The organism is Sphingomonas endophytica (assembly GCF_014199415.1).
Taxonomy (GTDB): domain Bacteria; phylum Pseudomonadota; class Alphaproteobacteria; order Sphingomonadales; family Sphingomonadaceae; genus Sphingomonas; species Sphingomonas endophytica.
This window is the reverse complement of the sequence record NZ_JACIJN010000010.1, coordinates 132,987-158,717: the sequence shown is the minus strand read 5'-3', so window position 1 is coordinate 158,717 and position 25,731 is coordinate 132,987. Positions and strand designations below refer to the sequence as shown.

Annotated in this window: 24 protein-coding genes; 9 read left to right on the top strand and 15 right to left on the bottom strand. The window is 67.2% G+C overall.

Annotation, left to right across the window (positions count from 1 at the left end):
• Positions 1-6: 6 nt before the first annotated feature.
• Entirely contained in the window at positions 7-567 is a 561-nt protein-coding gene (locus FHS97_RS14830; RefSeq protein ID WP_184039617.1) for a YqgE/AlgH family protein, read from the bottom strand.
• 96 nt (positions 568-663) lie between these two features.
• On the opposite strand from FHS97_RS14830, the gene FHS97_RS14825 reads away from it, so the two are divergent.
• The 3 genes from FHS97_RS14825 (at position 664) to FHS97_RS14815 (ending at position 3,193) form a co-directional block, all read left to right on the top strand.
• Positions 664-1,143 (top strand): peroxiredoxin, encoded by a 480-nt coding sequence (locus FHS97_RS14825; protein ID WP_184039614.1) that lies wholly within the window; start codon positions 664-666, stop codon positions 1,141-1,143.
• A gap of 70 nt (positions 1,144-1,213) precedes the next feature.
• Positions 1,214-2,644, top strand: coding sequence for an AMP nucleosidase (locus FHS97_RS14820; RefSeq protein ID WP_184039612.1), 1,431 nt, complete (start codon positions 1,214-1,216; stop codon positions 2,642-2,644).
• A gap of 66 nt (positions 2,645-2,710) precedes the next feature.
• Complete coding sequence (locus FHS97_RS14815; RefSeq protein ID WP_184039609.1) at positions 2,711-3,193, top strand: hypothetical protein; 483 nt, start codon at positions 2,711-2,713, stop codon at positions 3,191-3,193.
• A gap of 53 nt (positions 3,194-3,246) precedes the next feature.
• Here FHS97_RS14815 and FHS97_RS14810 read toward each other — a convergent pair whose 3' ends face one another.
• Both FHS97_RS14810 and FHS97_RS14805 read right to left on the bottom strand, forming a co-directional pair.
• Entirely contained in the window at positions 3,247-4,008 is a 762-nt protein-coding gene (locus tag FHS97_RS14810; RefSeq protein WP_184039607.1) for an alpha/beta fold hydrolase, read from the bottom strand.
• Positions 3,989-4,435 (bottom strand): GFA family protein, encoded by a 447-nt coding sequence (locus tag FHS97_RS14805; protein WP_184039605.1) that lies wholly within the window; start codon positions 4,433-4,435, stop codon positions 3,989-3,991. Before FHS97_RS14805 ends, FHS97_RS14810 begins: the two co-directional genes overlap by 20 nt.
• A gap of 82 nt (positions 4,436-4,517) precedes the next feature.
• Between FHS97_RS14805 and FHS97_RS14800 the strand changes: the two genes are divergently transcribed.
• The gene (locus FHS97_RS14800; RefSeq protein WP_184039603.1) at positions 4,518-5,126 is read left to right on the top strand and encodes a YitT family protein; all 609 of its coding nucleotides are present in this window, start codon (positions 4,518-4,520) and stop codon (positions 5,124-5,126) included.
• Positions 5,127-5,321: 195 nt separating this feature from the next.
• On the opposite strand, the gene FHS97_RS14795 is transcribed toward FHS97_RS14800, so the two are convergent.
• From FHS97_RS14795 to FHS97_RS14780, 4 genes are all read right to left on the bottom strand, one after another.
• On the bottom strand, positions 5,322-6,392 hold the full coding sequence (locus FHS97_RS14795) for an aspartate-semialdehyde dehydrogenase (RefSeq protein ID WP_184039601.1): 1,071 nt from the start codon (positions 6,390-6,392) through the stop codon (positions 5,322-5,324).
• Positions 6,393-6,481: 89 nt separating this feature from the next.
• Positions 6,482-8,698 (bottom strand): S9 family peptidase, encoded by a 2,217-nt coding sequence (locus FHS97_RS14790; protein ID WP_184039586.1) that lies wholly within the window; start codon positions 8,696-8,698, stop codon positions 6,482-6,484.
• Between the two features lie 230 nt (positions 8,699-8,928).
• The gene (locus FHS97_RS14785; RefSeq protein ID WP_184039737.1) at positions 8,929-10,776 is read right to left on the bottom strand and encodes a beta-L-arabinofuranosidase domain-containing protein; all 1,848 of its coding nucleotides are present in this window, start codon (positions 10,774-10,776) and stop codon (positions 8,929-8,931) included.
• 199 nt (positions 10,777-10,975) lie between these two features.
• Positions 10,976-11,809, bottom strand: a complete 834-nt coding sequence (locus FHS97_RS14780) for an arylamine N-acetyltransferase family protein (protein WP_184039583.1) — start codon at positions 11,807-11,809, stop codon at positions 10,976-10,978.
• Between the two features lie 95 nt (positions 11,810-11,904).
• On the opposite strand from FHS97_RS14780, the gene FHS97_RS14775 reads away from it, so the two are divergent.
• Positions 11,905-13,032: a zinc-binding dehydrogenase gene (locus tag FHS97_RS14775; protein WP_184039580.1), complete on the top strand. Its 1,128-nt coding sequence runs from the start codon at positions 11,905-11,907 to the stop codon at positions 13,030-13,032.
• Between the two features lie 97 nt (positions 13,033-13,129).
• Here the strand turns inward: FHS97_RS14775 and FHS97_RS14770 are convergent, their stop codons facing one another.
• From FHS97_RS14770 to FHS97_RS14740, 7 genes are all read right to left on the bottom strand, one after another.
• On the bottom strand, positions 13,130-14,308 hold the full coding sequence (locus FHS97_RS14770) for a BaiN/RdsA family NAD(P)/FAD-dependent oxidoreductase (RefSeq protein WP_184039577.1): 1,179 nt from the start codon (positions 14,306-14,308) through the stop codon (positions 13,130-13,132).
• A gap of 173 nt (positions 14,309-14,481) precedes the next feature.
• Positions 14,482-15,801 carry a cystathionine gamma-synthase family protein gene (locus FHS97_RS14765; protein ID WP_184039574.1) on the bottom strand — a complete coding sequence of 440 codons (1,320 nt, stop codon included), beginning with the start codon at positions 15,799-15,801 and terminating at the stop codon, positions 14,482-14,484.
• 11 nt (positions 15,802-15,812) lie between these two features.
• Complete coding sequence (locus FHS97_RS14760; RefSeq protein WP_184039571.1) at positions 15,813-16,220, bottom strand: hypothetical protein; 408 nt, start codon at positions 16,218-16,220, stop codon at positions 15,813-15,815.
• Positions 16,221-16,277: 57 nt separating this feature from the next.
• Positions 16,278-16,994 carry a hydroxyacylglutathione hydrolase gene (gene gloB / locus FHS97_RS14755; protein ID WP_184039568.1) on the bottom strand — a complete coding sequence of 239 codons (717 nt, stop codon included), beginning with the start codon at positions 16,992-16,994 and terminating at the stop codon, positions 16,278-16,280.
• A gap of 1 nt (position 16,995) precedes the next feature.
• Entirely contained in the window at positions 16,996-17,430 is a 435-nt protein-coding gene (locus FHS97_RS14750; protein ID WP_184039565.1) for a VOC family protein, read from the bottom strand.
• Positions 17,431-17,448: 18 nt separating this feature from the next.
• Positions 17,449-18,174 (bottom strand): alpha/beta hydrolase, encoded by a 726-nt coding sequence (locus FHS97_RS14745; protein WP_184039562.1) that lies wholly within the window; start codon positions 18,172-18,174, stop codon positions 17,449-17,451.
• A 1,002-nt stretch (positions 18,175-19,176) separates the two neighbouring features.
• A complete protein-coding gene (locus FHS97_RS14740; RefSeq protein ID WP_184039559.1) occupies positions 19,177-20,595 on the bottom strand; it encodes a glutamate ligase domain-containing protein in 1,419 nt (472 codons plus the stop codon).
• A 50-nt stretch (positions 20,596-20,645) separates the two neighbouring features.
• Between FHS97_RS14740 and FHS97_RS14735 the strand changes: the two genes are divergently transcribed.
• Positions 20,646-21,461 (top strand): LD-carboxypeptidase, encoded by an 816-nt coding sequence (locus FHS97_RS14735; protein WP_184039554.1) that lies wholly within the window; start codon positions 20,646-20,648, stop codon positions 21,459-21,461.
• A gap of 96 nt (positions 21,462-21,557) precedes the next feature.
• Here FHS97_RS14735 and FHS97_RS14730 read toward each other — a convergent pair whose 3' ends face one another.
• Complete coding sequence (locus tag FHS97_RS14730; protein ID WP_184039551.1) at positions 21,558-22,187, bottom strand: retropepsin-like aspartic protease family protein; 630 nt, start codon at positions 22,185-22,187, stop codon at positions 21,558-21,560.
• A gap of 285 nt (positions 22,188-22,472) precedes the next feature.
• Between FHS97_RS14730 and thrS the strand changes: the two genes are divergently transcribed.
• The 3 genes from thrS to infC all read left to right on the top strand — a co-directional run bounded on the left by thrS (position 22,473) and on the right by infC (position 25,580).
• Positions 22,473-24,458, top strand: coding sequence for a threonine--tRNA ligase (gene thrS / locus FHS97_RS14725; protein WP_184039734.1), 1,986 nt, complete (start codon positions 22,473-22,475; stop codon positions 24,456-24,458).
• A gap of 60 nt (positions 24,459-24,518) precedes the next feature.
• Complete coding sequence (locus FHS97_RS14720; protein ID WP_184039548.1) at positions 24,519-24,839, top strand: hypothetical protein; 321 nt, start codon at positions 24,519-24,521, stop codon at positions 24,837-24,839.
• A gap of 207 nt (positions 24,840-25,046) precedes the next feature.
• The gene (infC, locus tag FHS97_RS14715; RefSeq protein ID WP_184039545.1) at positions 25,047-25,580 is read left to right on the top strand and encodes a translation initiation factor IF-3; all 534 of its coding nucleotides are present in this window, start codon (positions 25,047-25,049) and stop codon (positions 25,578-25,580) included.
• Positions 25,581-25,731 lie beyond the last annotated feature (151 nt).

Genomic DNA, 25,731 nt, shown 5'->3' with positions numbered 1-25,731 from the left:
GAGGGATCAGCTATGGCCGCTCTGGCTCGATAGCAGCCGGGGATCGACGCCGGCCGCGACGAAGCCGCGCGTCCAGCGCTCCTCGACCGGCGTATCGAACAGCATGTCGGTATCGTCGCTGACGTTCAGCCAGCCGTGCCGGGTCAGCTCCGTCTCGAGCTGCCCCGGCCCCCAGCCGGCATAGCCGAGCGCGACCAGCCAATGCGACGGTCCGGTACCGCCCGCGATCGCGCGCAGCACGTCGAGCGTCCCCGACAACCGCCAGCGCGCCGCGACATCGAGCGTGTCCTGTCCGCCCCAATCCGCCGAATGGAGCACGAAGCCGCGTCGCGGCTCGACCGGTCCGCCGAAATGCACCGGTGCATCGGGCGCGACGCCAGGCGCGATCTCGAGCTGCTCCAGCACCTCGTGCAGCCCCAGGCCGTTGACCACCGCGCCAATCCCGATGCCGAGCGCGCCCTGTTCGTCATGGCGGCACATCGCGATCACCGAATGATCGAAGCGCGCGTCGCCGATGCCGGGCATCGCTAGCAGAAACTGGCCGGTAAGATAGGTCGCTTGCTCCATGCCGGTGATCTAGGCGCTTGCGGCGCGCTTGCCAAAGCTTGAAATGGCGCCGGCTACTCGCCATCGGTGGAGCGCATCCCAACCGGAGTACCTTCCATGACCATCGGCGTCGGCGATTCCCTTCCCTCCGTACAACTGACGAAGCTTATCGCCGACGGGCGCGAGCCGGTCGATACCGCCGAGTTTTTCAAGGGCCGCCGCGTCGCGCTGTTCGCGGTCCCGGGCGCCTATACCCCGACCTGCTCGGCGCAGCATCTGCCCGGCTTCATCCAGAACGCGGACGCGCTTAAGGCCAAGGGCGTGGACGAGATCGCCTGCACGGCGGTCAACGATCCGTTCGTGCTGGAAGCATGGGCGAAGGCCAATGACGCGCAGGGCATCACGATGCTGTCGGACGGCAACGCCGATTTCGCGACCGCGCTGGGGCTCGACATGGACGGCACCAAATTCGGCATGGGCCGCCGCAGCCAGCGTTATGCGATGGTCGTCAACGACGGCAAGGTCGAGTCGCTGCACGTCGAGGCACCGGGCGAGTTCCGCGTCAGCTCCGCCGATCATCTGCTCGAAACGCTGTAAGTAGCTCTCGCCCCGCCGTGCATCGGCGGGGCGACTTGCCGCGGTCATACGGACTATGTAACCGTCCGACATGACAGCGAACGACCTCGTCCGGGAACTCGACCGGCTCTACACCGCCTCCGTCGATCGACTGAAGGCAGCGATCACCGCCTATATCGCCGACGGCACCGTGCCCGATCGCGCCGCGCGCAACGACGGCTCGTTCGCCTATCCCGAGATCCGGCTGCGCTTCGCGGGCAGCGACGGCCGCCCGACCCCGATGCGCTCGTTCGGCCGTTTGGTCAGCCCCGGCGACTATCGCATCAGCGTCACCAAGCCGGCGGTATTCGCCGACTATCTGGTCGAGCAATTGACGCTGTTGATCGAAGATTATGACGTGCAGGTCGACGCGGTGCCGGGAACGCAGGAAATCCCCTACCCCTATGTCATCGATGCCAGCCACGCGCTGAGCCTCGATGCGACGTCGGCCGCCGAACTGGCGCGCTATTTTCCGACCACCGAACTGGCCTTCATCGGGGACGAGATCGCCGACGGACTCTGGGCGTCGATCGACGGAACGCGGCCGCTGGCGCTGTTCGACGGGCTGCGCACCGACTTCAGCCTCGCGCGGCTGCGGCATTACACCGGCACCCCGCCCGAGCATGTCCAGCGCTATGTCCTGTTCACCAACTATCATCGCTATGTCGACGAGTTCGTTCGTTGGGGCGCGCAGCAGGTGAGCGAGGGCGGGCGTTTCACCGCGCTGTCGGGGCCGGGCGGCGTGCTGTTCAAGGCCGGCGACGATCCCGCGATCCTCGACGACAGCGCGTGGCGGCGGTTGCAGATGCCCGCCTATCATCTGATGGCGGACGATCGCACCGGCATCACGCTGGTCAATATTGGCGTCGGACCGTCGAACGCCAAGACGATCTGCGATCATCTCGCGGTGATGCGTCCCGAGGCGTGGGTGATGATCGGGCATTGCGGCGGGCTGCGGCCGTCGCAACGGATCGGCGACTATGTGCTTGCGCACGCCTATCTCCGCGACGACCATGTGCTCGACGACATGCTGCCGCCCGAGATCCCGGTGCCGGCGATCGCCGAGGTGCAGCAAGCGCTGGCGCGCGCCGCGGAAACCGTGTCGGGTCAGTCAGGTGACGAACTCAAGCGCCGGCTGCGCACCGGGACGATCGTCACCACCGACGATCGCAACTGGGAGCTGCGCTACGCGCGCTCGGCGTTGCGTTTCTCGCTCAGCCGCGCGGTGGCGATCGACATGGAATCGGCGACGATCGCCGCACAGGGCTATCGCTTCCGCGTGCCATACGGGACGTTGCTGTGCGTGTCGGACAAGCCGCTGCACGGTGAGCTGAAACTGCCCGGCCAGGCCAACCGCTTCTACGAACGCGCGATCAGCGAGCATATGCGGATCGGCATCGAGACCTGCGAGGAACTGCGCCGTGAGGGTGCGAAGCTGCACAGCCGCAAACTGCGCGCCTTCAACGAGCCGCCGTTTCGCTGATCGGGCCGGAAACACAGCGCTTTCCCGTGCGTTGCGCTCCCGAAATCACTGATACGGGAGCAGATCATGGCCGACGACACCAGCGATACGCCGACCCCGGCGGCGTCGAAGCCCGCCACCCCGCGCCGTCGCGCGCCGCGGAAGGCTGCCGCGCCCAAGGCGGCGTCACCGCGCGCCACGAAAACCAAGTCGGGCAAGTCGGATGCCGGCACCGCGCCCGCCAAGAAGCCGGCTGCCAAGCGCACGCGCGCGGCTCCGGCGAAGGCGCGGACGGCGGCGAGTCGCAAATCCACGTCTCGGAGCGAGGCGGCGATCGACAAGGTGGGCGGCAAATGGGGCGCGGCGGCGATCGCGGGCGGCGTCGCCGCGATCGGCGCAGCGGCCACCGCGGCGTTGCTGACGCTGCGCAGCTCAACGCCCAAGTCGCCGCGGCTTCCCGCCCCTGATGCGCCCAAGAAAACCAAGGCTCATCAGCCGGATGGTAAGGGTTCCTCCAAGTCGTTCGACGCAGGGATCGCCGACGAGAATACCATTCCCGAAAAGGCGTGAGCGGCCGGCGCGCCATCCCGGACCTGATCCGGGATGGCGTGATAAGATAATGCTTAGCCTTTGAGAAAAGCCGCGATCGCCTGCCCCAGTTCGGGCTTGGTCACCGCGCTCATGTGGTTGCCCGGCACCTCGACGTAGCGCGCCTGTGGCAGCGCGTCCGCGAGCGCCGGCGCGGAGCCGTTGTCGTCGTCGTCCTTGCCGCTAACCACCAGTACCGGCTGGACGATCGCGTCGATCGCCGCCTCCGGGGTACCCACGAACGTTTCAATGATCCCCAGCAGCGCGACCGGATCACCGCCGGTGGTCTTCAGAAACGCCTCGGCCAGCCATTCCGGACTGCCGCGCTCGTGTTTGCCGAGGTTGGTCAGGATGTTGCGGAAGTGACCCGCGCGGCGATCGGCACGCGTGATGCCGTCCAGGCCCATGCCCGCGATCACCACCCGCCGTGGCGTCGCGCCGGTCGCGAGCATCCGCACCGTGGTGCGCGCACCCAGCGAATATCCACCGAGATCATAGTCGCTTAGCCCCAGATGCTTGACCAGCGCGTGCCCGTCTCGCGCCAGAGCGTCGGGCGGATAGGCACTGGCGTCATGTGGGCGGGCGCTGGCGCCGTGCGCACGCAGATCGGGCATGATGACCCGGAACCCGGCCGCGGCGATCGCGGCAGCATGGCCGTATTTCAACCAGTTGGTCTGCGCGTCGGAAAAGAAGCCGTGGATCAGCACCACCGGGCGCCCCTCACCCAATTCGCGCCATGCGATCCGCTGACCGTCGAAGCTGTCGAAGTACCGGGTCTCAGTCGGGGACATGGCCACGCGTTTCCATCCATTGGCTGACGATGTTCGGGAGATCCCAGGTGCGCTTCTCGGGCAGAAATACCAGCTCGATCCACGCCTGGTGGCGGCTTTCGACGCCGAAATGACCGACGGGTCGCAACCGGTGCGCGTCATCGAAACTGCCGACGGTCAAATCCATGTTGTCGGACCCGTTGCCTTCGTAGGTGAGCGGCGTTCCGCACACGGCGCAGAAGCCGCGGTGCGCAATCTCGGACGAAGCGTGGCGGTCAGGTTCGCGGGTCGTCCAGGTCACGGCGTCGCGCGGGACCTGTTTGAGCGCCGCGAAGACGCCGCCGGTGGCACGCTGGCACATCCGGCAGTGGCAGAGATAGGCGTCGTCATCGGTCACCACGACGCTGTAGCGCACGCTGCCACACTGGCAGCCACCGGTCATGATGCGGCTCATGCCTGCGGCTCTACGCACCGACCGGCCCTGCGTCCACCGATGCTGCATTGCAGCACACCGGCGGCGCCGATAGGGAGCGCGGGTGATCCCCGACGAACCCCTGCCCCATTCCGCCATCGAGGACGCCTATGCGCTGACGCTCGGCTGCATTCTCGTCGTGCTCGGACTCGCGCTGCTCCACGCCGCAGGGCTGGTGACCGGTGGAACCGCCGGGATCGCATTGCTGATCTCCTATGCGGTGCCGCTGCCGACCGGCGTGCTGTTCACGCTCATCAACCTGCCCTTCATGTGGCTGGCGTGGAAGGCGATGGGGCGGCGCTTCACGCTGCGCACCGTGCTGGTCGGGCTCGGAGTCGCCGCGCTGGGGACGTGGACGCGGATCGGACTGACGATCGCGCATATCGATCCGGCGTTCGCGGCGCTGGCAGGCGGGTCGGTGATCGGGTTCGGCGCGCTGGCGCTGGCGCGGCACCATGCCGGGATCGGCGGGACCGGGGTAGTGACGCTGTGGCTGCAGAAGACGCGCGGGTGGAACGCCGGGCGGACGCAGATGGCGATCGACGCGCTGATCCTGCTGACCGCGCTCGCCTTCCTGCCGGCCGAGCGCGTCGGCTGGTCGGCGGTGTCGTCGGCGGCGATCAGCGGCATCCTGATCGCGTGGCACCGGCCGGGCCGGTATCGGGGGTATTGAGCGTCCCACTACCGTCATCCTCGCGGAGGCGGGGATCCAGAACCGCTGTCGTTTCGCCTCTTGCGAGGACCTGCGCGTCTGGATTCTCGCCTGCGCGGGAATGACGGGTTTGGGCCGGGGTCGCGAGCAAGGCCGCGTCGCTGCCAGTGGCGCTGCCCCCCCGGTCTCCGCCGGGGTGACAGGAACGGGCGGCGGTTACTCGCCCGAAAACACCGCCTGGAAGTCGTCGACTTCGGTTTCGTCGGCCTTCTTCAGATGCCGGCGGCCGAGCAGTTCGGCGATCTGCACCGCGTTGAGCGCCGCGCCCTTGCGAAGGTTGTCGCTGACGCACCACAGCACCAGACCATTCTCGACGGTAGGGTCCTCGCGGACGCGGCTGACATAGGTGGCGTCGTCGCCGGCGCTCTCGATCGGGGTGACGTAGCCACCGTCCTCGCGCTTGTCGACGAGCATCACGCCGGGCGCTTCGCGCAGGATGTTCTGCGCGTCCTCGGCCGACAGCTCGTTCTCGAACTCGATATTAAGCGCCTCGCTATGGCCGACGAACACCGGCACGCGCACGCAGGTGGCGGTGATCTTGATCTTCGGATCGAGGATCTTCTTGGTCTCGACGACCATCTTCCACTCTTCCTTGGTCGAGCCGTCGTCGAGGAAGCTGTCGATGTGCGGGATGACGTTGAAGGCGATCTGCTTGGTGAACTTCTTCGGCTCGGCGGGGTCGCCGACGAAGATGTTGCGGCTCTGCTCGAACAGCTCGTCCATGCCGATCTTGCCTGCGCCGGACACCGACTGATAGGTCGCCACCACCACGCGCTTGATCTTGGCCGCATCATGCAGCGGCTTGAGCGCGACGACCATCTGCGCGGTCGAGCAATTCGGATTGGCGATGATGTTCTTCGCCTTGTAGCCGTCGATCGCGGCGGCATTCACCTCCGGCACGATCAGCGGCACGTCAGGGTCCATGCGGTAGAGCGACGAATTGTCGATCACCGTGCAGCCCGCCGCCGCGAACTTGGGCGCATAGACGGCGGTCGCCTCGCTGCCGATCGCGAACAACGCCATGTCCCAGCCGGCAGGATCGAAATGCTCGATGTTCTGCACCTTCAGCATCCGGCCGGTATCGCCATATTCGATCTGGTCGCCGACCGAACGCGACGAGGCGAGCACCGCGATTTCGTCTGCCGGAAACTGCCGCTCGGCGAGGATGTTGACCATCTCGCGCCCGACATTGCCCGTGGCCCCCGCCACCACCACCCGGTACCCCATATCCGTCCTTCCACGCGCCTTCGTGCGGCGCTTTCACATCATGTCGCGGACGCGCCGTAGCGCCGCAATTTTCGAAAAGCCAGCAACGTCTACTTCGGGCCGCTGCCGACGTGTTGGTCGAGGAAGCGCTCGATCGTCGTCCAGACGTGGATATCGCGCACCGCCGAATGCGTCTTGCCGGGGTAGAGCATCATATCGAACGGCATGTCCGCCGCCTGCAAGCCCGCCGCCACCTTGGTGGAATTGTCGAGGAAGACGTTGTCGTCGGCCATGCCGTGCATCAGCAGCAGCGGCGTGGTGATCTTCCTGGGGTCGATCACCGCGCGCGACGCGTCATAGGCCACGCCGTCGACACGCGGATCGCCCATGTAGCGCTCGGTATAATGCGTGTCGTACAGATGCCAGTCGCTGACCGGCGCGCCCGAGATCGCCGCGGCATAGACGCCTTGGTCGGCCTCGATCATCTTGAGCGACATATAACCGCCATAGGACCAGCCATAAGTGGCGATCCGCGCCGGATCGACGAAGGCGAGCGTCTTGAGATAATCGGCACCCTTGCGCTGGTCCGCGACCTCGACGGTGCCCATCGCGTGCCAGATCGCGCTCTCGAACGCGACGCCGCGATTGGGCGAGCCGCGATTGTCGAGCTCGAAATAAATCCAGCCGCGGCTGACCAGATGCTGGATCAGCGGGTTCTTCCAGTTGCGGACCACGCCCTGCGACCCCGGCCCGCCGTAATGCTGGAAGAAGACCGGATAGCGCTTGCCCGGCTCCAGCACCGGCGTGACCATCTGCCAGTGGAGATCGGTACGGCCGTCGGCGGCCTTGAGCGTCCCGAACTGCACCGGGCGATGGCTGGCGAGATAGGGAGCGTAGGGGTGCGTGCCCTCGACGCGATTCTCGTTGATCCACGACAGGCGCTTGCCGCGGGCGTCGGCGAGATAGGTCTGCGGCGGCTGGTCGGGGTTGGAACGCGTGACGAGGAAGCGCTGCGCCGCGCCGTCGGCAGTGACGCTGTTGTTCCAGCCGCGCTCGGTCAGCCGCGTGATGTCGCCGCGCTTGAGGTCGAGCGCGTAGAGATGCTGTTCGAGGACATCGTCCTTATTGGCGAGAAAATAGACGCGTCCCTTCGTCTCGTCGACCGCGACCAGCCCGGTGACGACCCAGTCGCCCCTGGTCAGCTGCGTCCAGCGCCCGTCCTTCAGCCGCCAGAGATGCGCGAAGCCGTCGCGCTCGGAGCGCCACAACAGGCTGCCGTCCGCCATCGCGCGATAGCTGTCGGAGAGGTTGATCCAGCTCTTCGCGCGCGCGGTCTCGGTGAACAGCACGGTCGCCGCGCCGGTCGCCGGATCGACGCGGAGCATGTCGAGTTTCGTCTGCGCGCGGTCCTCGCGCTGGACGAGCAGCGCCGAGCCGTCGGGCAGCCAGTCGACGCGCGCGAGATAGATGTCGGGATCGCTGCCGAGATCGACCTTCACCTTCCCCGAGCCGTCGGCGCGCATCACGTACAGGTCGACCAGCACATTAGGGGTGCCGGCGGCGGGATAGCGCTGTTCGTAGATGCTGGTGCCGGTCGCGCCGATCGACGCGCGGGTGAAGACCTTGACCGGCGTCTCGTCGAACCGCTCGACCGCAAGGTAGCGATCGTCGGGGCTCCACCAATAGCCGTCGGTGCGGTGCATCTCCTCCTGCGCGACGAACTCCGCCTCGCCGAAATGGACGAGGCCCCGGCCCTCGCTGGTCAGCGCGCGCGCCGCCCCGCCGCCGAGCGGCTGGACCCAGACATTCTGGTCACGAACGTAGCTGACGAAGCCGCCGCGCGGGGAGACATTGGCGTTGAGCACGCCGCCGGGGACGTCGGTGATCCGGCGGACCTGTCCGTCGGTGCCGGCGAGATAGAGGTTGCCGTCGATCGGGACGAGCAGGCTGCGCCCGTCCGCCGCCCAGTCATAGGCGACGATGCCCTTCAGCGCACCGATCCGCGCGCGTTCGCGCTGCATCTTCTCGGCCTCGGACAGTTCGGCGCCGGTGCCGATCCTGAGGCTGTCGACGAGCATCCGCTCCGCGCCGGTGCCGGTGTCGCGCGCCCAGAGGTCGAGCCGGTCCTTGTCGTCGGGACGCGGGCGCAGGAAGGTGAGCAACGTGCCGTCGGGCGACAGTTTGAGCGAACGCGGTTGCGGGCCGGCGAGATCGGGGGTGGCGAACACCCGTTCCAGCGTCAGCGGCGCGGCGGCCGGTGCCTGCGCCTCAGCCACGGCCGAAAACCCCGTCGTCGCCAGCGCGGCGGCGATAAACCACTTGTGCATCCAGACCCTCCGTCACCCGGATGCTGGTGGCAAAGATCAATGCGCAGGGACAGCGGAATCTTGGGTTTCCATCCTGGCGGCGATCGACTTGCGCCGATCACCTGCCCTCTTCCGTCATCCCGGACCCGATCCCGGATCGGGCTTCTTTCTTCTGTCGCCACGAAGCGGGGGTCCGGATCAAGTCCGGGGCGACGATTAAGGTTTTGGTCCGCCCGACCCTATGAACCCACCTAAGCGAGCTTCCAGTAGGTCGCGTAGCGTTCGTGTGCGATCCGGTGGTACGGAACCAGCCGCACCGGAGTGCCGTCCTGCGCGGCGATCGTGAATTCGAGCGGCGCGCCGGTCGCGCGGATGCTCTTCGCCAGCACGTCGGGCGCGCCGGCCAACACCGGCACCGCGGCCGTCGCGTCATTATACTCGCCGTATTTGCGCTCGTTGACGATGATGTCTGCACCGGGAGCGAGCCCCTGCCTGCCGAGCGCGCCGGCCAGCACCAGCGGGCCGTAGGTGAAGGCGACGATCTGCGGCGCGGCCGGCGCCTGTTCGGCGGCGGGCTCCATGACCAACTGCAGCTCGACGGTGTCGCCGTCACGCCACGTCCGGTCGAGCGTGACATAGCTGCCGGGGTCGGCGGAGGTCGCCGCGGCGCGGCCGTTGACCAGCAACGTCGCAGTGCGGCTCCAGCGCGGATGGCGCAGCTTGAGCGCGAGCGAGGCCGGGCGCTTCGCGGCGATGCGCAGCCGCGTGCCGGCCTGTGCGGGAAAGGCGGTTTCCTGTGTCAGAACAACGTCTTGGTCACGCCACTTGAGCATGGATGGGATGAACAGGTTGACGTAAAGCTGTCGTCCGTCTCGGAAGTAGATCGAGTCCCGGTATTTGACGTGGTTTTCCATGCCGGTGCCAGTGCAGCACCAGAAGCTGTCCTCCGGAGTGTGATACAGCTTCATGTAGCCGGGGCGGGCGCCCTGGAAGTAGGTTGCCATCCCGCTGTCAGGGTCCTGCGAGGCAAGGATGCCGTTGTAGAGCGTGCGCTCGTAATAGTCGGCGTAATCGGCGCGCGGATCCTGCAGGAACAATTGCCGTGTCAGCTTGAGCATATTGTGCTGGCAGCACGTCTCGGACCCCTTGGCCGAGAAGACGTGTTTGTCGAAGTCGGCGATGGCGAAGAAATGCTCGTTGTCGCCGTGCCCGCCGGTCGCGAAGGCGCGGGTGCGCGCGACGGTCTTCCAGAAGAATTGCGCGGCGGCGTGGTAGCTGGAGTCGCCGCCGGCTTCGTGGACGCGCTGGAAGCCGATGATCTTCGGGATCTGCGTATTGGCGTGCATCCCGTCAAGCTGGTCCTGCGCCTTCACCAGCGGCGCGAGTACGGCTTTCTGCGAGAAGCGCTCGGCAAGTCGTTGATAGTCTGCGTTTCCGGTAATGACGAACAGGTCGGCATAGACCTCGTTCATCCCGCCATATTCGGTCTTGAGCATCTCCTCGAACTGCGCATCGCTCAGGGGTCGGGTGGCGACCACGCCCCAGTCGGCGAGCCGCAGCAGCACCGCCTTCGCCGCCGTGCTGTCGGCGAGCAACGTCGCGTCGCGCAGCCCGGCATAGACTTTGTGGAGCGTGTACCACGGCACGCCGGTGATCGGCTCGCCGCGCAGATGCGCCGCGACCAGCGCCGCGCCCTTTGGGAAGGCGCAGACCAGCCCGCTGTTCGCGGCCTTCTGGCACGCCGCCAGCTCGCCGGCGATATAGTCGATGCGCTTGCGATATTCCTGCTTGCCGGTCGCGCGATACGCCAGCGCGCAGGCGGAGAGATAATGACCGAGTGTGTGCCCATGGCAGTTGATGTCCGCCCAGATCGGCTCCGACTCCCAGCCGCCATAAACCGGTGCCCTGGGCTTCAAGCCGGCATTGACGCGGAAATTGTGGAGCATCCGGTCGGGCTGGAGCCGCAGCAGATAGGCTTCGGTCTGGTGCTGCGCGTGGAGGAACGGACTGTCGTGCAGATCGACGTCGCGCATGTCGAACGGCTGGAGCGTGGCGGGCGCGCTCGCCTGCGCCCATCCCGGCGCGGCGACCCCGGCCATCAGCGCGCCACCGGCGACGCCGGAGAGGAAATGTCGACGCGACAGCGGGTTGCAACAGGCGATGCTCACGAAACTCTCCTATCGTGCGCAGCTCGGGCCGCGCACGCCGATCATAGCCATTACTCCGTCAATTGCCACCGGTCGTCCGTCGCGCGCCGTGATCGTGCGAGGTGCGCCAGCGTGTGTTCGTCGCCGCCGCTCAGCCGAACAGTCCCAGCGCCGCCACCTCGGCCGCACTCAGGTCGATCCCGAACATCATGCTGAGCCGCATCCGATAGACGCGCGGATCGGTGATTTCCGCCTCGGCGATCGTTTCGGAGGCACGGCGGCGATATTGCCGATCGGTCAGCGAGGCGAAGCCGCGCGGCAGGATGATGCTCGTCACCGTCACGGTGGTGAAGCGGCTGGCGGGCGCGCTCATCGACCAGTGGTTGCCCATCGCCAGATCGCTGTCGTGCACCTCGGCGGTGGTGAAGCTGTATTGCGGCTGCCACCCGGGCCCGGCGCCGCGGCCGTCGGTGGTGGTCGGGTCGCCATCGCGCAACAGCAGCCACCCGCCCTCCCCGGCGCGCGCGTCGTCGCGGACCAGCAGGAAGCGCGCACCATCGGGCGCCTCGCCCTGCGCGCCGTCCGCCAGCGGCATGACGGGCGCATAGCTGCCGCCGAAGCCGGCATCGGCGATCCACTGCTGGCCGTCGATCGTCACCAGCGACAGCGTATGGGTCAGCGGCGGTGTCGCGGTCGCGCCGAGCCAGACGCGCGCGAGCAACGGCCGCGCGCTGAAGTCGAGCGCGGCAAGCGCGTCGAGCAGCAGCCGGTTCTGCTCGAAACAATAGCCGCCGCGCCGCGCGGTGACCAATTTGGCAGCGACGCTCGCGCCGTCGATCGCGATTGCACGGCCGAGCCGCACGTCGAGATTCTCGAAGGGTATCGTGAGCCGGTGGGCATGCTGCACACGCGACAGGCCGGCGGCATCGCGGGTCGGGCGCGCGGGAAGATCGATGCGGGCGAGATAGGCGTCGAGGTCGAACATGCCGCCGGCGGTAGCGCGGTTGCGCGGCGATGAGAACGGGTTTGACCGCCCCTGCGCACTGGCCCATGCCGGATCATCTAGATTAGGAGGCCAAGTTGAGCGACATCAAGGGTTTGGAGCTGCGATCGATCGTCGACGCCGAGGGTTCGCTGACGCTGCGGCTGGAAGAGGTCACCTATCCGGCGCCCGCCGATGACGAGGTGCTGGTGCGCGTCGAGGCCGCGCCGATCAATCCGTCCGATCTCGGGCTGCTGCTCGGGCCGGCCGATGTCACGACGCTGGAAGAGGTCGGCGCCCCCGACGCGCCGGCGTTGCGCTTTTCGGTGCCGCGCGGGCGGATGGGCGGGCTGCGCGCGCGGATCGGCCAGTCGCTGCCGGTCGGGAACGAGGGCGCGGGCACCGTCGTGGCGGCCGGCGCGCAGGGACAGGAACTGATCGGCCGCAAGGTCGGGATGATCGGCGGCGCGATGTTCGCGCAATACCGCCTCGCCAAGCTGCGCGAGGTGGTGCCGCTGCCCGAGGGCGCGAGCGCGGCGGACGGCGCGGCGATGTTCGTCAACCCGCTTACCTCGCTGGCGTTCGTCGAGACGATGCGCGCCGAAGGGCATAAGGCGATCGTCCACACCGCGGCGGCGTCCAACCTCGGGCAGATGCTCCAGAAGATCTGCCTCGCCGATGGCGTGCCGCTGGTGAACATCGTCCGCAAGCCCGAGCAGGCGGCGATCCTGCGCGACATCGGCGCGACCCATGTGCTCAACAGTCAGGATGACGATTTCCGCGCGCAACTCGCGGACGCCTGTGCGGAGACGGGAGCGACGATCGCCTTCGACGCGATCGGCGGCGGGACGCTGGGCAGCGATATCGTGCAAGCGATGGAACAGGCCGCCAACCGCAACGCCGGCGAGTACAGCCGCTATGGTTCGGACGCGTTCAAGCAGCTGTATATCTACGGTGCGCTCGACACCGGCGCGACGACGCTCAACCGGCTCGCCTTCGGGTTCCAGTGGAGCGTGTCGGGGTTCCTGCTGACGCCGTGGCTGAAGAAGGCGGGTGCGGAAACCGCGGGGCGGATGCGGCAGCGGATCGCCGACGAGCTGACCACGACCTTCGCCAGCAACTATACCGCGACGATCGGGCTCAAGGAGGCGCTGCACGCCGACGTGCTGCGCGCCTATGAGCGCAAGGCGACCGGCGAGAAGTATCTGATCGACCCGACGCGCTGAAGAACGTCATTGCGAGCGTAGCGAAGCAATCCAGTGCCGGATCAGGACGCCCTGGAGTGCTTCGCTACGCTCGCAATGACGAACGTGGCTGACGTTATCACGCGCTGGGACGTAAGATCGCCTGCCCCGCCGCCCAGCCGCTCGCCCACGCCCATTGAAAGTTATAGCCGCCCAGCCAACCGGTCACGTCGACCGCCTCGCCGACCGCGTAGAAGCCCGGCACCTTACGGGCCTCCATCGTCTTCGAGGACAAGGCATCGGTGGCGATGCCGCCGACCGTGACCTCGGCCTTGGCGCAGCCTTCGGTGCCGTCGGGATGAAAGCGCCAGTCGGACAGGCGCCGCTCGGCATCCGCCAGCGCGCGATCGGTGGTCGCGCCGAGTTCGCCGACGCCCAGCCGCTCCGCCAGCACCTCGGCCAGCCGCGCTGGCAGGTCGAGCGTCTGCGCGAGCGTCGCCCGCGGCCGGGCACGCTTGGCGCTGGTCAGCCAGCCGGCGCTGGCATCGGGGCGGAAGTCGATCGCGACCGCTTCGCCATGCCGCCAGTAGCTCGACGCCTGCAGGATCGCCGGGCCGGAGAGGCCGCGGTGCGTGAACAGCGCCGCTTCGGCGAACGCGGCCTTGCCCGCGCGCGCGACGACCGGGGTGGCGACCCCCGAGAGGGCGCGGAACAGCGCTTCGTCGCCCGGCAAGGTCAGCGGCACCAGCGCGGGGCGCGGCTCGACGACCTTCAGCCCGAAGCGGCGTGCGATGTCATAGGCCACGCCCGTCGCTCCCATCTTCGGGATCGACGGCCCGCCGGTCGCGATCACCAGCGCCGGGGCAGTATAACCGCGGTCGCCGTGGCGCACGGTGAAGCGCCCATCGGCGTGGCCGATCTCGCCGAGCGGCTGGCCGAGCCGGATCGTCGCGCCACCCAGCTCGCACTCGCCGAGCAGCATGTCGACGATCGCGCGCGCCGAGCCATCGCAGAACAATTGCCCGAGCGTCTTCTCGTGCCACGCGATGCCGTGGCGCTCGACCATGTCGAGGAAGTCGCGCGCGGTATAGCGGCCGAGCGCCGACTTGGCGAAATGCGGGTTGGCGGACAGATAGCGGTCGGGCGCGGTGTGCAGGTTGGTGAAGTTGCAGCGGCCGCCGCCGGAGATCAGGATCTTCTTGCCCGGCGCCTCGGCATGGTCGAGCACGACGACGCGCCGCCCGCGCTGTCCGGCGACCGCCGCCGCCATCAACCCTGCCCCGCCCGCGCCCAGCACGATCGCGTCGAATGTTTCCATGACGCGGCCGTGTCATAGATCATGCGCAAAGGCTACGCATTAGCCGCTTTATACCCCGCTTCGTCGCCCCGGACCTGATCCGGGGCCCCGCTCCTTGCCAACCGTGGTAAAAGCGGGATCCCGGATCAAGTCCGGGATGACGAGCGGGGAAGCTCGGTGAACCTTGCTCGCCTCTAAATCGCCGCCAGCGCCTGTTCCATGTCGGCGACCAGATCGTCGGCATCCTCGACGCCGATCGAGATGCGGACGAGATTGTCGGTGATGCCCAGCGCCTGCTTGCGTTCGTCGGCGACCGACAAATGCGTCATGCCCGCCGGGTGGCTGGCGAGCGTCTCGGTGCCGCCGAGGCTGACCGCGAGCTTGGCGATCTTGAGCGCGTCGAGGAAGCGGAACGCCTCGGGCTCGCCGCCTTTGAGGTACAGCGAGAAGGTCGAGCCGCCGCCGGTGCAATGACGCCGGTAGATGTCGGCCTGTCGCCCCTCCGCCTCGGCGAGGAAGCCGAGATAGCCGACGCGCTCGACCTTTTCGTGATCGCGCAGGAAGGCGCAGACCTTGGCGGCATTCTCGCCGGCGCGGCTCATCCGCAATTCCAAAGTTTCGAGGCTGCGCATCAACATCCACGCCGTATTGGGGTCGCAGATCGTCCCGATCGTGTTGCGCATCGCGCGGATCGTGTTGATGAGCGGCTTCGCCCCCAGCACCGCGCCCGCGACCAGATCGGAATGGCCGCCGGCATATTTGGTGAGGCTGTAGACCACCGCATCGGCGCCGTGCTGGAGCGGCTGCGACCAGAGCGGGCCGAGGAAGGTGTTGTCGATCGCGATCGGCGGCAGCTCCTCCGCGTTTGCGAAGATCGCGTCGCGGCTGGCGCGCACCGCCTCGACATCGACCAAGGCGTTGGTCGGATTGGCAGGGCTTTCCAGATAGATCAGCGCGACGCGGCCAGCATCGTTCGCCTGTCGCATGACCGCGTCGATCTCCTCGCGGGTCGCGCCGGCCGGGAAGTCGAGCCAGTTGACGCCGAAGCGGCCGAGCACGCGCGCGATCAGCGTTTCGGTCGCGGCATAGAGCGGGCCGGAGTGGACGATCGTGTCCCCCGGCCGCACCAAGGACAGGAACAAGGTCGCAATCGCCGACATGCCGCTGGAGAAGGTCAGCGCATCCTCCGCTCCCTCCCAGATGCCGAGCCGGTCCTCCAGAATCTCCTGATTGGGGCCGTTGAAGCGCGAATAGACCAGCCCTTCGGCCCCGCCGGGACGCTTGCCGGTGACGCCCTCGAAATGGCGTTTGCCCGCGGCGGCGTTCGGGAACACGAACGTCGAGGTGAGGAACACCGGCGGCTTGAGCGCGCCTTCGGACAGCGCGGGATCGTAGCCGTGCCCCATCATCAGCGTCGCCGGCTTGAGCTTGCGCCCGCCGATCGAGTCGATCTGCGCCTTGGGGGAGCGGCGCGTCTCGACGCCGGTCAGATCGTCTTCGGTCGGCTTGGTCATGACTGTCTCACCTATTGGGAACGATAGGGAACGAACTGGCCCATCGCGCAGCTGCCGCTGGGAATGTTGGCCTGCAGGTTCATGGTCTGCGCGATGTCGCCGCGGCACAGGCGCGTCTGGAACTGACGGGTGATGATCGCGTCGCCGCGCGACACCGCCTCGCAGCCGCCGCCGGTTTCGGTGACATAGACCAGCTTGCCGCTGACCCGGTAGAGCAGCTTGCCGTCGTAGGCGGTGAGCTGCGGGCGGGTGAAGCGCGTGTCGATGCAATCCTGCGGCTTGCCGGCGGTCTTGCCCGCCAGCAGCTTCTCGTAGGCGATCCGGTTCTTGTCGGGCCTGCCCGCCTTCTGCACCGGGGCGGCGACCACCGCGGCCGCGCCGAGCGCCGCCGCAGCGGCGAAGGTCATGAGGAAACGCATCGCTTTCTCTCCTTCCGTCCGCACGTTACCGGCATGGTTACGTGCGATACCATATCGTCAGCCCTGATCCTTGCGCAAGCGGCGTTCGGCGAAGGTGGCGACATCCGCCGCGCGCAGGAACGGGTTGGTCGCGCGCTCATCTCCGATCGTGGTCGGGATCGTCGGCTCACCGGCGGCGCGCAGGCGGTCGACCTCCGCCACCCGCTCTTTGAGCGCGTGACTGTCGGGTTCCACGGTCAGCGCGAAGCGGCCGTTGGACTGGGTATATTCGTGGCCGCAATAGACGCGCGTTGCATCATCGAGCTTGGCATAGCGCTGCATGTTCGCGAACATCTCGGCGGGCGTCCCCTCGAACAGCCGGCCGCAGCCCATCGCGAACAAGGTGTCGCCGGTGAAGATCACGCCATCGCCGGCGAAGTGGAAGGCGATGTGCCCGGCGGTGTGGCCGGGAACGTGCCAAACGTCGGCGCGGTGCTCGCCGAGGGTGACGGCATCGCCCTCCCCGACGCCGTCGTCCAGCGCTGCGATCTTCGCGCGCTCGGCCTCAGGGCCGATCACACGCGCGCCGGTCGCCTGCTTGATCGCCGCCGCGCCGGCGACATGGTCCCCGTGCCAGTGTGTCAGCCATACCGCGTCGATCGTCCAGCCGCGCGCCTCGGCGGCATCGAGCAGCGGCTGCGCCTCGCCGGGATCGAGCGCAACCGTCTGCGCGCCGTCGTGGAGCAGCCATGCGTAATTGTCGCTCAGCACGGGGACGCGGACGATCTCCAGCATCTCACCACGCTCCGGTGTTGGGCATCGACGCCCACGGCTCGGCGGGTTCGAGCGTGCCGTCCTGCAACAGCTCGATCGAGATGCCGTCGGGGGTCTTCACGAACGCCATATGCCCGTCGCGCGGCGGGCGGTGGATGACGTAGCCATGGTCGAGCAGCCGCTGGCAGGTCTCGTAGATATTGTCGACGCGATAGGCGAGATGGCCGAAGTTGCGCCCGCCGGTATAGTCCTCCGGATCCCAATTGTGGGTCAGCTCGACCTCGGCATTCGCGCGCTCGCCCGGCGCGTTCATGTCCTCGGGGGTGGCGAGGAAGATCAGCGTGAAGCGGCCCTTCTCGTTGTCGATGCGACGGACTTCCCTGAGCCCGAGCAGCTCGAAGAAGGCGATCGTCGCGTCGGGGTCGCTGACCCGGATCATCGTGTGCAGATATTTCAACGTCTTCGCTCCCGCCCGTCAGGGCACCACATCCTCGACGGCGCGGACCAGCAGCGCGATGTCGTCCTCGCGCGAAAGCCGGTGGTCGCCGTCCTTGACCAACCATGTCTGAACGTGCGGCGAGCGGATCAGTTCGGCGAGCCGGCAAGTGCGATGCCACGGCACGTCGGGATCCTGCTGCCCCTGCAACAATCGCACCGGCCCGTCATAGGCGATCGTGCCGCCCATCAAGCGGTTCGCCTCGCCCGATTGCCAGAAACGGCGCGTATAGACGGTCGGCGCCGGGCCATACGGGTTCGGACGTTCGAGGCGGCCGTGCTGGAGCAGGTACATCTTCTCGTCCTGCGAGAAGCCCCAGTCGGTGAAGTCGGGCGCGGGGGCGATGCCGACCAGCGCCGCGACGCGCTCCGGCCGGGCGAGCGCGGCGAGCAACGCGATCCATCCGCCCATCGACGAGCCGACCAGCACCACCGGCCCGTCGAGGTGGTCGATCATCGCCAGCGCATCGTCGCGCCAGTCGGCGAGCGACTGGTCCTCGAACTTGCCCTCGCTGGCGCCGCAGCCACCATAGTCGAAGCGGAGATAGGCGCGGCCCTGCGCTTTCGCCCATTCCTCGAGCGCGACCGCCTTGCTGCCGGTCATGTCCGAGGCATAGCCGGGCAGGAAGACGATCGTCGGCGTGGTGCCCTGCGTGTGGTGATAGGCGAGCCGCGGGCGCGGCGGTTGCGATGTGACGATGCTCATGCGCCCGGACATAGGAGCGGGCGGCGGGTCAGGAAAGCGCGTCAGGCGGCCGAGGGGCTGACGAACACCTCCTCGATGCGCTTGCTTAAGGTTTCGGCGATGCGGAAGGCGAGCGGCAGTGCGTCAACGCCTCGTTGGGTTTCCTGCGTTTGCCATTTACTCGCGTGTCTGACATAACGTCGACGCCGGGTGTCTTCCAGACACCCGGCGCGCAAGAGTGATGATTGTCGCGATTGCTCCCCAACGGGGCTGCGAACGACGGAAGAGGGCCTAATCTCTCCCGCCGCCCGGAAGCCTCAATGGCTAGCTAGGTTGTTGCCGGGCCATGCCCATCACCTCCTTCCTGGCTTGAGGGCTCAGATGGACCGGAGCCGATCAGATGCTCAAAGTCATCCGACTCCGGTTCATTCCAGCCTGCTGGCAAGGGTCGATCCTTGAACCACCAGAAATAGCTTCCAGCCCGTCGGACGCTACGAAAGCGTCCTGACTTCGACATAGAAGACGTAAAATTTACCATGGGGTTCGCCCCAGAGACCGTTGCGCCCTTCGTGGCTAACAAGTCCAACAGTTTGGATCCCGGCGTTGGCTCGCCACGTTCTTCCAGCAACGCCGCTGCGGCATCTGACTGGGATACCCGGATGCGGGTTTGCTCCATCCCGGCGCGAAGGGTTTCCGTAACATGCCTAAAGGCTCGCTGCCCAGCCTCAGCCTGAGCATCGCGGCTCACAAGTGGCTTCCCACCCATTGCTGCGACAGCGTCATCAAGCGCTTTGAACTCAGCAAACTCCGGTGAGCTACGGACTTGATCCCAAGCCTCATCGCGTAAGCGAATTGTTGCTGAGCGAATGTCAGTCACGACTCGGCACCCCTTTCCATTCTGGACACTTAGGAAGGTTTGCATGGAAAGGCAACAGTGGTTTGCACAAGCAAACCGAGAAGCAACCGTCGCAATATGTTCTTACGCCGCCCACGCTCTGCCGGCATGGGTTATACCGTCTTACGTCAAGCCGGTTTTACACCCAGCATCTGCACCATCTCGCCTGCGAGCAGCGACAGCGTGTCGTCGCGCGCGCCCATCACGACGATGCGGTCGCCGGGCTGCGCCTGTGCGACGCAATGCGCCGCCGCCGCCGCTCGGTCGGGGATGTGGAGCGCGTTGCCGCCGGCGATCGTGACGTCGTGGACGACGTCGGCGCTGGTCACGTCGCGCGAAACGGTGCCGCCCTGATAGACCGGATCGGGGAGCACGAGCAGGTCGTCGGCGCGCAGGTGCGTCGCGAACATTGCGGCGAGCTCGGCGCGCATCACCTTGAGCGGGCCGTAGCCGTGCGGCTGGAAGAGCGCGATCACACGGCCAGGAAAGGCGTGGAGCGTGTCGAGCGTCGCGGCGATCTTGTCGGGGTTGTGGCCGAAGTCGTCGATCACCGCGACGCCGTTCGCCTCTCCCACCCAATCGAAGCGGCGGCGCAGGCCGGTGAAATGCTCGACGCCCTGCACCGCTTGTTCGAGCGAGAGGCCGGCGGCGCGGGTCGCGCCGATCGCGGCGAGTGCGTTCGACACGTTGTGGCGGCCGGGCACCTTGAGCGCGACGGGCGTGCGCCGGCCATCGCTCACCAGCGTGAAGCGGATCGCAAACGGCGCGGCGGCCATATCGGTCGCGAACAGGTCCGCGCTGTCGTCGGTCAGCGAGAAGCGCGTCACGCGCGCGGACGGGAGCGCCATCGCGAGCCGCGCGGCGTCCATATTGTCGGCGTTGACGACCGCGACGCGCGCGTGGCCGATGAAGTCGCCGAACAGACGGTTCAGCTCTTCCAATGACTTGTGGTCGAGGCTGACGTTGTTGAGCACCGCGACCTGCGGGCGATAGAGCGCGATCGAGCCGTCGCTTTCGTCGACCTCGCTGACATACGGATCACCCTGCCCGACCAAGGCGCTGGCGAACGGGCGGTCGGGGCTGGCGAAATCCTTCATCACCGCGCCGTTCATCACGGTCGGGTCGCGCCCGGCGGCGTGGAGGATCGTCGCGATCATGCCGGTGACGGTCGACTTGCCGCTGGTGCCAGCGATACCAATCGGCTGCGCGGCGGCGTTGAACAGCGCGGCGTTGAGTTCGGCGCGCGACAGGCGGCGGCAGCCGAGCCGGGTCGCGGCGACGATGTCGGCCACACTGTCCTCGACCGCGGCGGAGGCGACGACGATCTGATCGGGCGTGGTCACGCCGCTGCCGTCCTGCGCGAACAATTCGACGCCGAGTGCGCGCAGGCCGTCGAACTTGGCGGGGACACGGCCCTGGTCGAGCCCGCGGTCGCTGCCCGCGACGATCGCGCCGCGGCCCGTGAGGATCATCGCCAGCGGCATCATTCCCGATCCGCCGATCCCGACCAGAAAGAAGCGCTGGCCCGATACGTTGCCGTCATGCATGGCGGCGGGCTATCGGCGCTTTGCGCGGGCGTGACAAGCAGGAGGTGGCAATGCGGATCGGCGTACTGGCGGCGAGCAGCGTCGCCAACCCGGACGTGATCGCGCCGGTCTCCGCCTTCGCGGCAGTCGCTTACCCTGAGATCGACCTCATCTTTCACCCGCAATGCTATGCGCAGGACGGGCATTTCGCGGGGTCCGACGCGGTACGCGCGGCGGCGTTTCTGGAATATGCCAACGACCCGGCGTTCGACGCGATCTGGTTCCTGCGCGGCGGCTATGGATCGAACCGGTTGCTGGCGACGATCATGCCGCAGCTGGGGCCGGCGGCGCGGAGCAAGGCGTATCTCGGCTATTCCGACGTCGGCTTCCTGCTCGGCGCGCTCTATGCGCGGCGGATCGGGCGCGTGGCGCACGGGCCAATGGCGAGCGATATCCGGCGGCGTGGTGGTGACGCGACCGTGGCGCGGGCGCTGGGGTGGCTGGCGCGAGGGGATCGTGCCGGGCTGGAGCCGGGGCTCGACGGGCGGCCGGCGGCGGCGTTCAACCTGTCGATCCTCGCCGCGCTGATCGGGACGCCGTATTTGCCCGACCTCGCCGATCATGTGCTGATCGTCGAGGAAGTGTCGGAGGCGATGTATGCGATCGACCGGATGCTGTTCACGCTCGGCAATGCCACGCAGTTGCGGAGTGTCGCGGGAGTGCGGCTGGGGGCGGTGACGGCGGTGAAGGAGAACGAGCCCGACTGGGGCGAGCCGATCGAGGCGATGATGGTGCGCTGGTGCCGCGATCTGGGGGTGCCGTATCTGGGGCGCGCGCAGATCGGGCACACGCAGGCGAACCATGTCGTGCCGTTCGGGGTGGCTTGATTGCCTCATCGTCGCCCCGGACCCGATCCGGGGCCCCGCTTTTACTTCTACCGTCGGAGAGAAGCGGGATCCCGGGTCAAGCCCGGGACGACGGCGTCAGGTGGTGTCCGCCTTCGTCTCCTGCGGATGATGCGGGATGAGGATCAAGGTGCGGCCCTCGACGCGCCAGCTTTTCAGCCGCGACAGGAAGTTCATCCCCAGCACGTCGACGTCGCCGAACGCGGGCGACACCACCACCGCCAGATCGCGCGCGACGACGTTGCCGAAGCGCAGTTCGGGGACCTCACCGGTGTCGGCGCGGATCGTGCCGTTGGCGGTCTTGAGCAGCACCGGGAAGACCGCGGGCTTAACCTCGACGCCCGCCGCGGCGGCGGTGGCGGGGGAGAGCGCGGTGATCGTCGCGCCGCTGTCGACCAGCAGCCGGTGCTGCGTCCCGCCGATCGTCGCGCGGACGTAGAAATGGCCGTCGCGGCTCATGCGGATGCGGGTTTCCTCGCCCGCGACCTTCTGTTCGTCGAGGTCGAGCGCCGCCGCCGCACGACCGAGCCACGGGTCGAAGCGGCCGCGCTCGGCGATCGTCGCGTACAGCAGCAGTCCCGCACCGATCCATAGCGCGAGGCTGACCAGCGTCCGCAGGATCGGGATGCGTCGCGCCACCAGCGCGGCGACGAACAGCGCCCCGAGCAGCAGGTAGAAATGCGGGTTGGCCGAGATCCAGGCGGGCATGACGACGATATAGGGACGGCAAGCTTGCTGGAGAATGGCTGGCGCGGGCGCGGTGAGCGCGCTATGTCGATGAAGTGATGACAATGCCCACTACCACCACGACCCGGCCGTGTCCGGGGGCCGGCGCCCGCGTCATCGGCTGACGTACGGCACCGCCCGCCCGGACCGGGTGGAGGCGGTGCGGCGGCTTTCCATCCTGACGATCACCCACGCCGCTCTTTTCGTCGGGGCACGGCATCGCTAGGCCGTTGTCACGACTTTGTGCAGGAAGACCCTTCGATGGAAATGCTCTCGATCACGCTGCCCGACGGTTCGGTCCGCGAGGTCGCGTCCGGCACCACCCCCGCCGACATCGCCGCCGCGATCGGGCCGGGGCTCGCCAAGGCGGCGATCGCCGCTCGCGTGGATGGCGAGCTGCGCGACCTGTCGCGCCCGCTGACACAGGATGCGCAGCTCGCGCTGGTGACGCAGAAGGACGAGGCGGACGCGCTGGAGCTGGCGCGCCACGACTTCGCGCACGTCATGGCCGAGGCGGTGCAGCATCTGTTCCCCGGCACGCAGATCACCTTCGGCCCGGCGACCGACGACGGCTTCTATTACGACTTCGCGCCGAAGGATCGCCCGTTCACCGACGAGGACCTGCCCGCGATCGAGGCCGAGATGCGCCGCATCATCGCCCGGAACGAGCCGTTCACGCGGGAGGTCTGGTCGCGCGAGCAGTTGATCGAAACGTGGCAGAAGCAGGGCGAGACGTTCAAGGCCGAATGGGCCGCCGAACTCCCCGACGGTGAGGAGCTGACGATCTATCGCCAGGGTGCGTGGCTCGACATGTGCCGCGGGCCGCACATGCCCTCGACGGGGCGGCTCGATCCGAATGCGTTCAAGCTGACGCGCGTCTCGGGCGCGTACTGGCGCGGCGACCAGAAGAACGCGATGCTCAGCCGCGTCTATGGCACCGGCTGGCTCAACAAGAAGCAGCTCGACGCGCATCTGACGATGCTGGAGGAAGCCGCCAAGCGCGACCACCGCAAGATCGGCGCGGAGATGGACCTGTTCCACCTCCAGTCGGAGGCGCAGGGCTCGGTGTTCTGGCACCCCAAAGGCTATATCCTGTGGCGGCAGATGGAGGCGTATATGCGCCGCCGGCTCGACGCCGCCGATTATGCCGAGGTGAAGTCCCCGCAGCTGATGGACGCGCGCCAATGGGAACAATCGGGTCACTGGGGCAAGTATCGCGAGAATATGTTCGTCGTTCCCGACGAAATCCCCAATACCGAGGATGAGGGCGCGGTCATCTCGGGCGACGCCGACATGATGGCGCTCAAGCCGATGAACTGCCCGGCGCACGTCTTGATCTTCAAGCAGGGGATCAAATCGTATCGCGACCTGCCGATCCGCATGGCCGAATTCGGCTGCTGCCACCGCAACGAGCCGCATGGCGCGCTGCACGGGATCATGCGCGTCCGCCAGTTCACACAGGACGACGCGCATATCTTCGTGCGCGAGGACCAGTTGGTCGAGGAGGTGCGCAAGTTCTGCGAGCTGCTCCACTCGGTCTATCAGGATCTGGGCTTTACCGATTATGCGGTGAAGCTGGCGCTGCGTCCGGAAAAGCGTTTCGGTTCAGACGAGATGTGGGACCGCTCCGAGCAGGAGTTGCGCGAGGCGGTGCAGGCCTCGAACCTCCCGCAGGAGATCAAGGACAAGTTCGAGGAGCTGCCCGGCGAGGGCGCCTTCTACGCGCCGAAGCTGGAATTTCATCTGACCGACGCGATCGGGCGGACGTGGCAGGTCGGGACGATCCAGTCGGATCGCGTGCTGCCCGACCGGCTCGACGCGAGCTATGTCGGCGAGGACGGCAATCGCCACCGCCCGGTGATGCTGCACCGCGCGATCCTCGGCACGTTCGAGCGCTTCATCGGCATCCTGATCGAGCATCATGCCGGGCGCTTCCCGCTGTGGCTGAGCCCGGTGCAGGCGGTGGTGGCGACGATCGTCTCCGACGCGGACGATTACGCGCATGAGGTGGCTGCCAAGCTGCGCGCGGCGGGCATCCGCGTCGAGACCGACCTGCGCAACGAGAAGATCAACTACAAGGTCCGCGAACATTCGGTCGCCAAGGTTCCGAACCTGCTGGTGGTCGGCAAGCGCGAGGCCGAGGAAGGCAAGGTCGCGCTACGCCGGCTGGGCAGCCAGGCGCAGACCTTCCTGACGCTCGACGAGGCGGTGCAGATGCTCCGCGATGAGGCGCGCGCGCCGGACTTGCGCTGACGCTCGACCGTTTCGCTCCGCTCGCCTATGATGGAGGAACTTCATGGGAGAGCGGAGACGATGCGTATCTTGCTGACCGCCGTTGCGTTGGCGCTTCCCCTGTCCGCGGCGGCGCAGACGGGGATCAACGCCCGGATCGTCCCTGTCGATCGCGGCGTGCGCGACAACAATGCGCGGATCGATCGGGAGCATTCGGCCGGACGGCTGTCGCGGGGCGATGCGCGACGGGCGAAAGCCGAGAATGGCGTCAACGACTCACTGGCCGACCGCTATGGCAACGACGGGCGCCTCACCGACGCCGAGCAGACCGAGATCACGAACCGCAACAATGCGATGCGTAGCATTCTCGATGCGCCCGCCCGCGTTGCGCCGAAGCGCTGACGGACGGATACCCGGCGACCGTCATCCCGGACGTGACCGACGCTCCGGCTTCGGCGCCACAGCGGAAGAATCACGCTCGCGGATTGCGTCCGGGGCGAGGCGGCGGGCAGCCGCCGTCCTTGCCCCGCATGGCATCTTCCAAAACGCCGCTCGATACTCTATATTGAGGGGGTAATTGAAACAGGAGCAATACCCATACGTCCTCCCATGATGCGCCGGCCAAACCAGGCGCCGCCGATGAACGGCCCGCGGTTCAATGAGTGGATCCAGAGCCAGAAGGTCCGCGTGATCGATCACGAGGGAGAGAACCTTGGCGTGATGTACACGCGCGAGGCGATGGAGCAGGCGCGTGAGCTCGGGCTCGACCTCGTCGAAGTGTCGCCCAACGCCGATCCGCCCGTCGCCAAGTTCCTCGACGTCGGCAAGTTCAAGTACGAGGCGCAGAAGAAGGCGAACCTCGCCCGCAAGTCGCAGAAGACGCAGGAGATCAAGGAGATCAAGATGCGTCCGAACATCGACGACCACGACTACGACACCAAGATGAAGAAGGTCGCCGAGTTCATCGAGGAAGGTGACAAGGTGAAGGTCACGATGCGCTTCCGCGGTCGCGAGCTGAGCCACGGCCAGCTCGGCATGAACGTGCTCCAGCGAGTCGCCGAGCAGGTGCAGGAAATCGCCAAGGTGGAGGCCTATCCGCGCATGGAGGGCCGTCAGATGCTCATGGTGCTCGCGCCGAAGTAAGCGCGGCGGTTTTACCCAGCCTGCCGTAACGTCCGCCGCGCCTGACCCGCGCGGCGGCGTTGTATTTGTCGGACAGTGTTTTCCAAAATCGCCGGCCGATCATGTAAAATGGCTGGACGAGCGCGGCTTCTGCGTTACGCTCACCCGATAC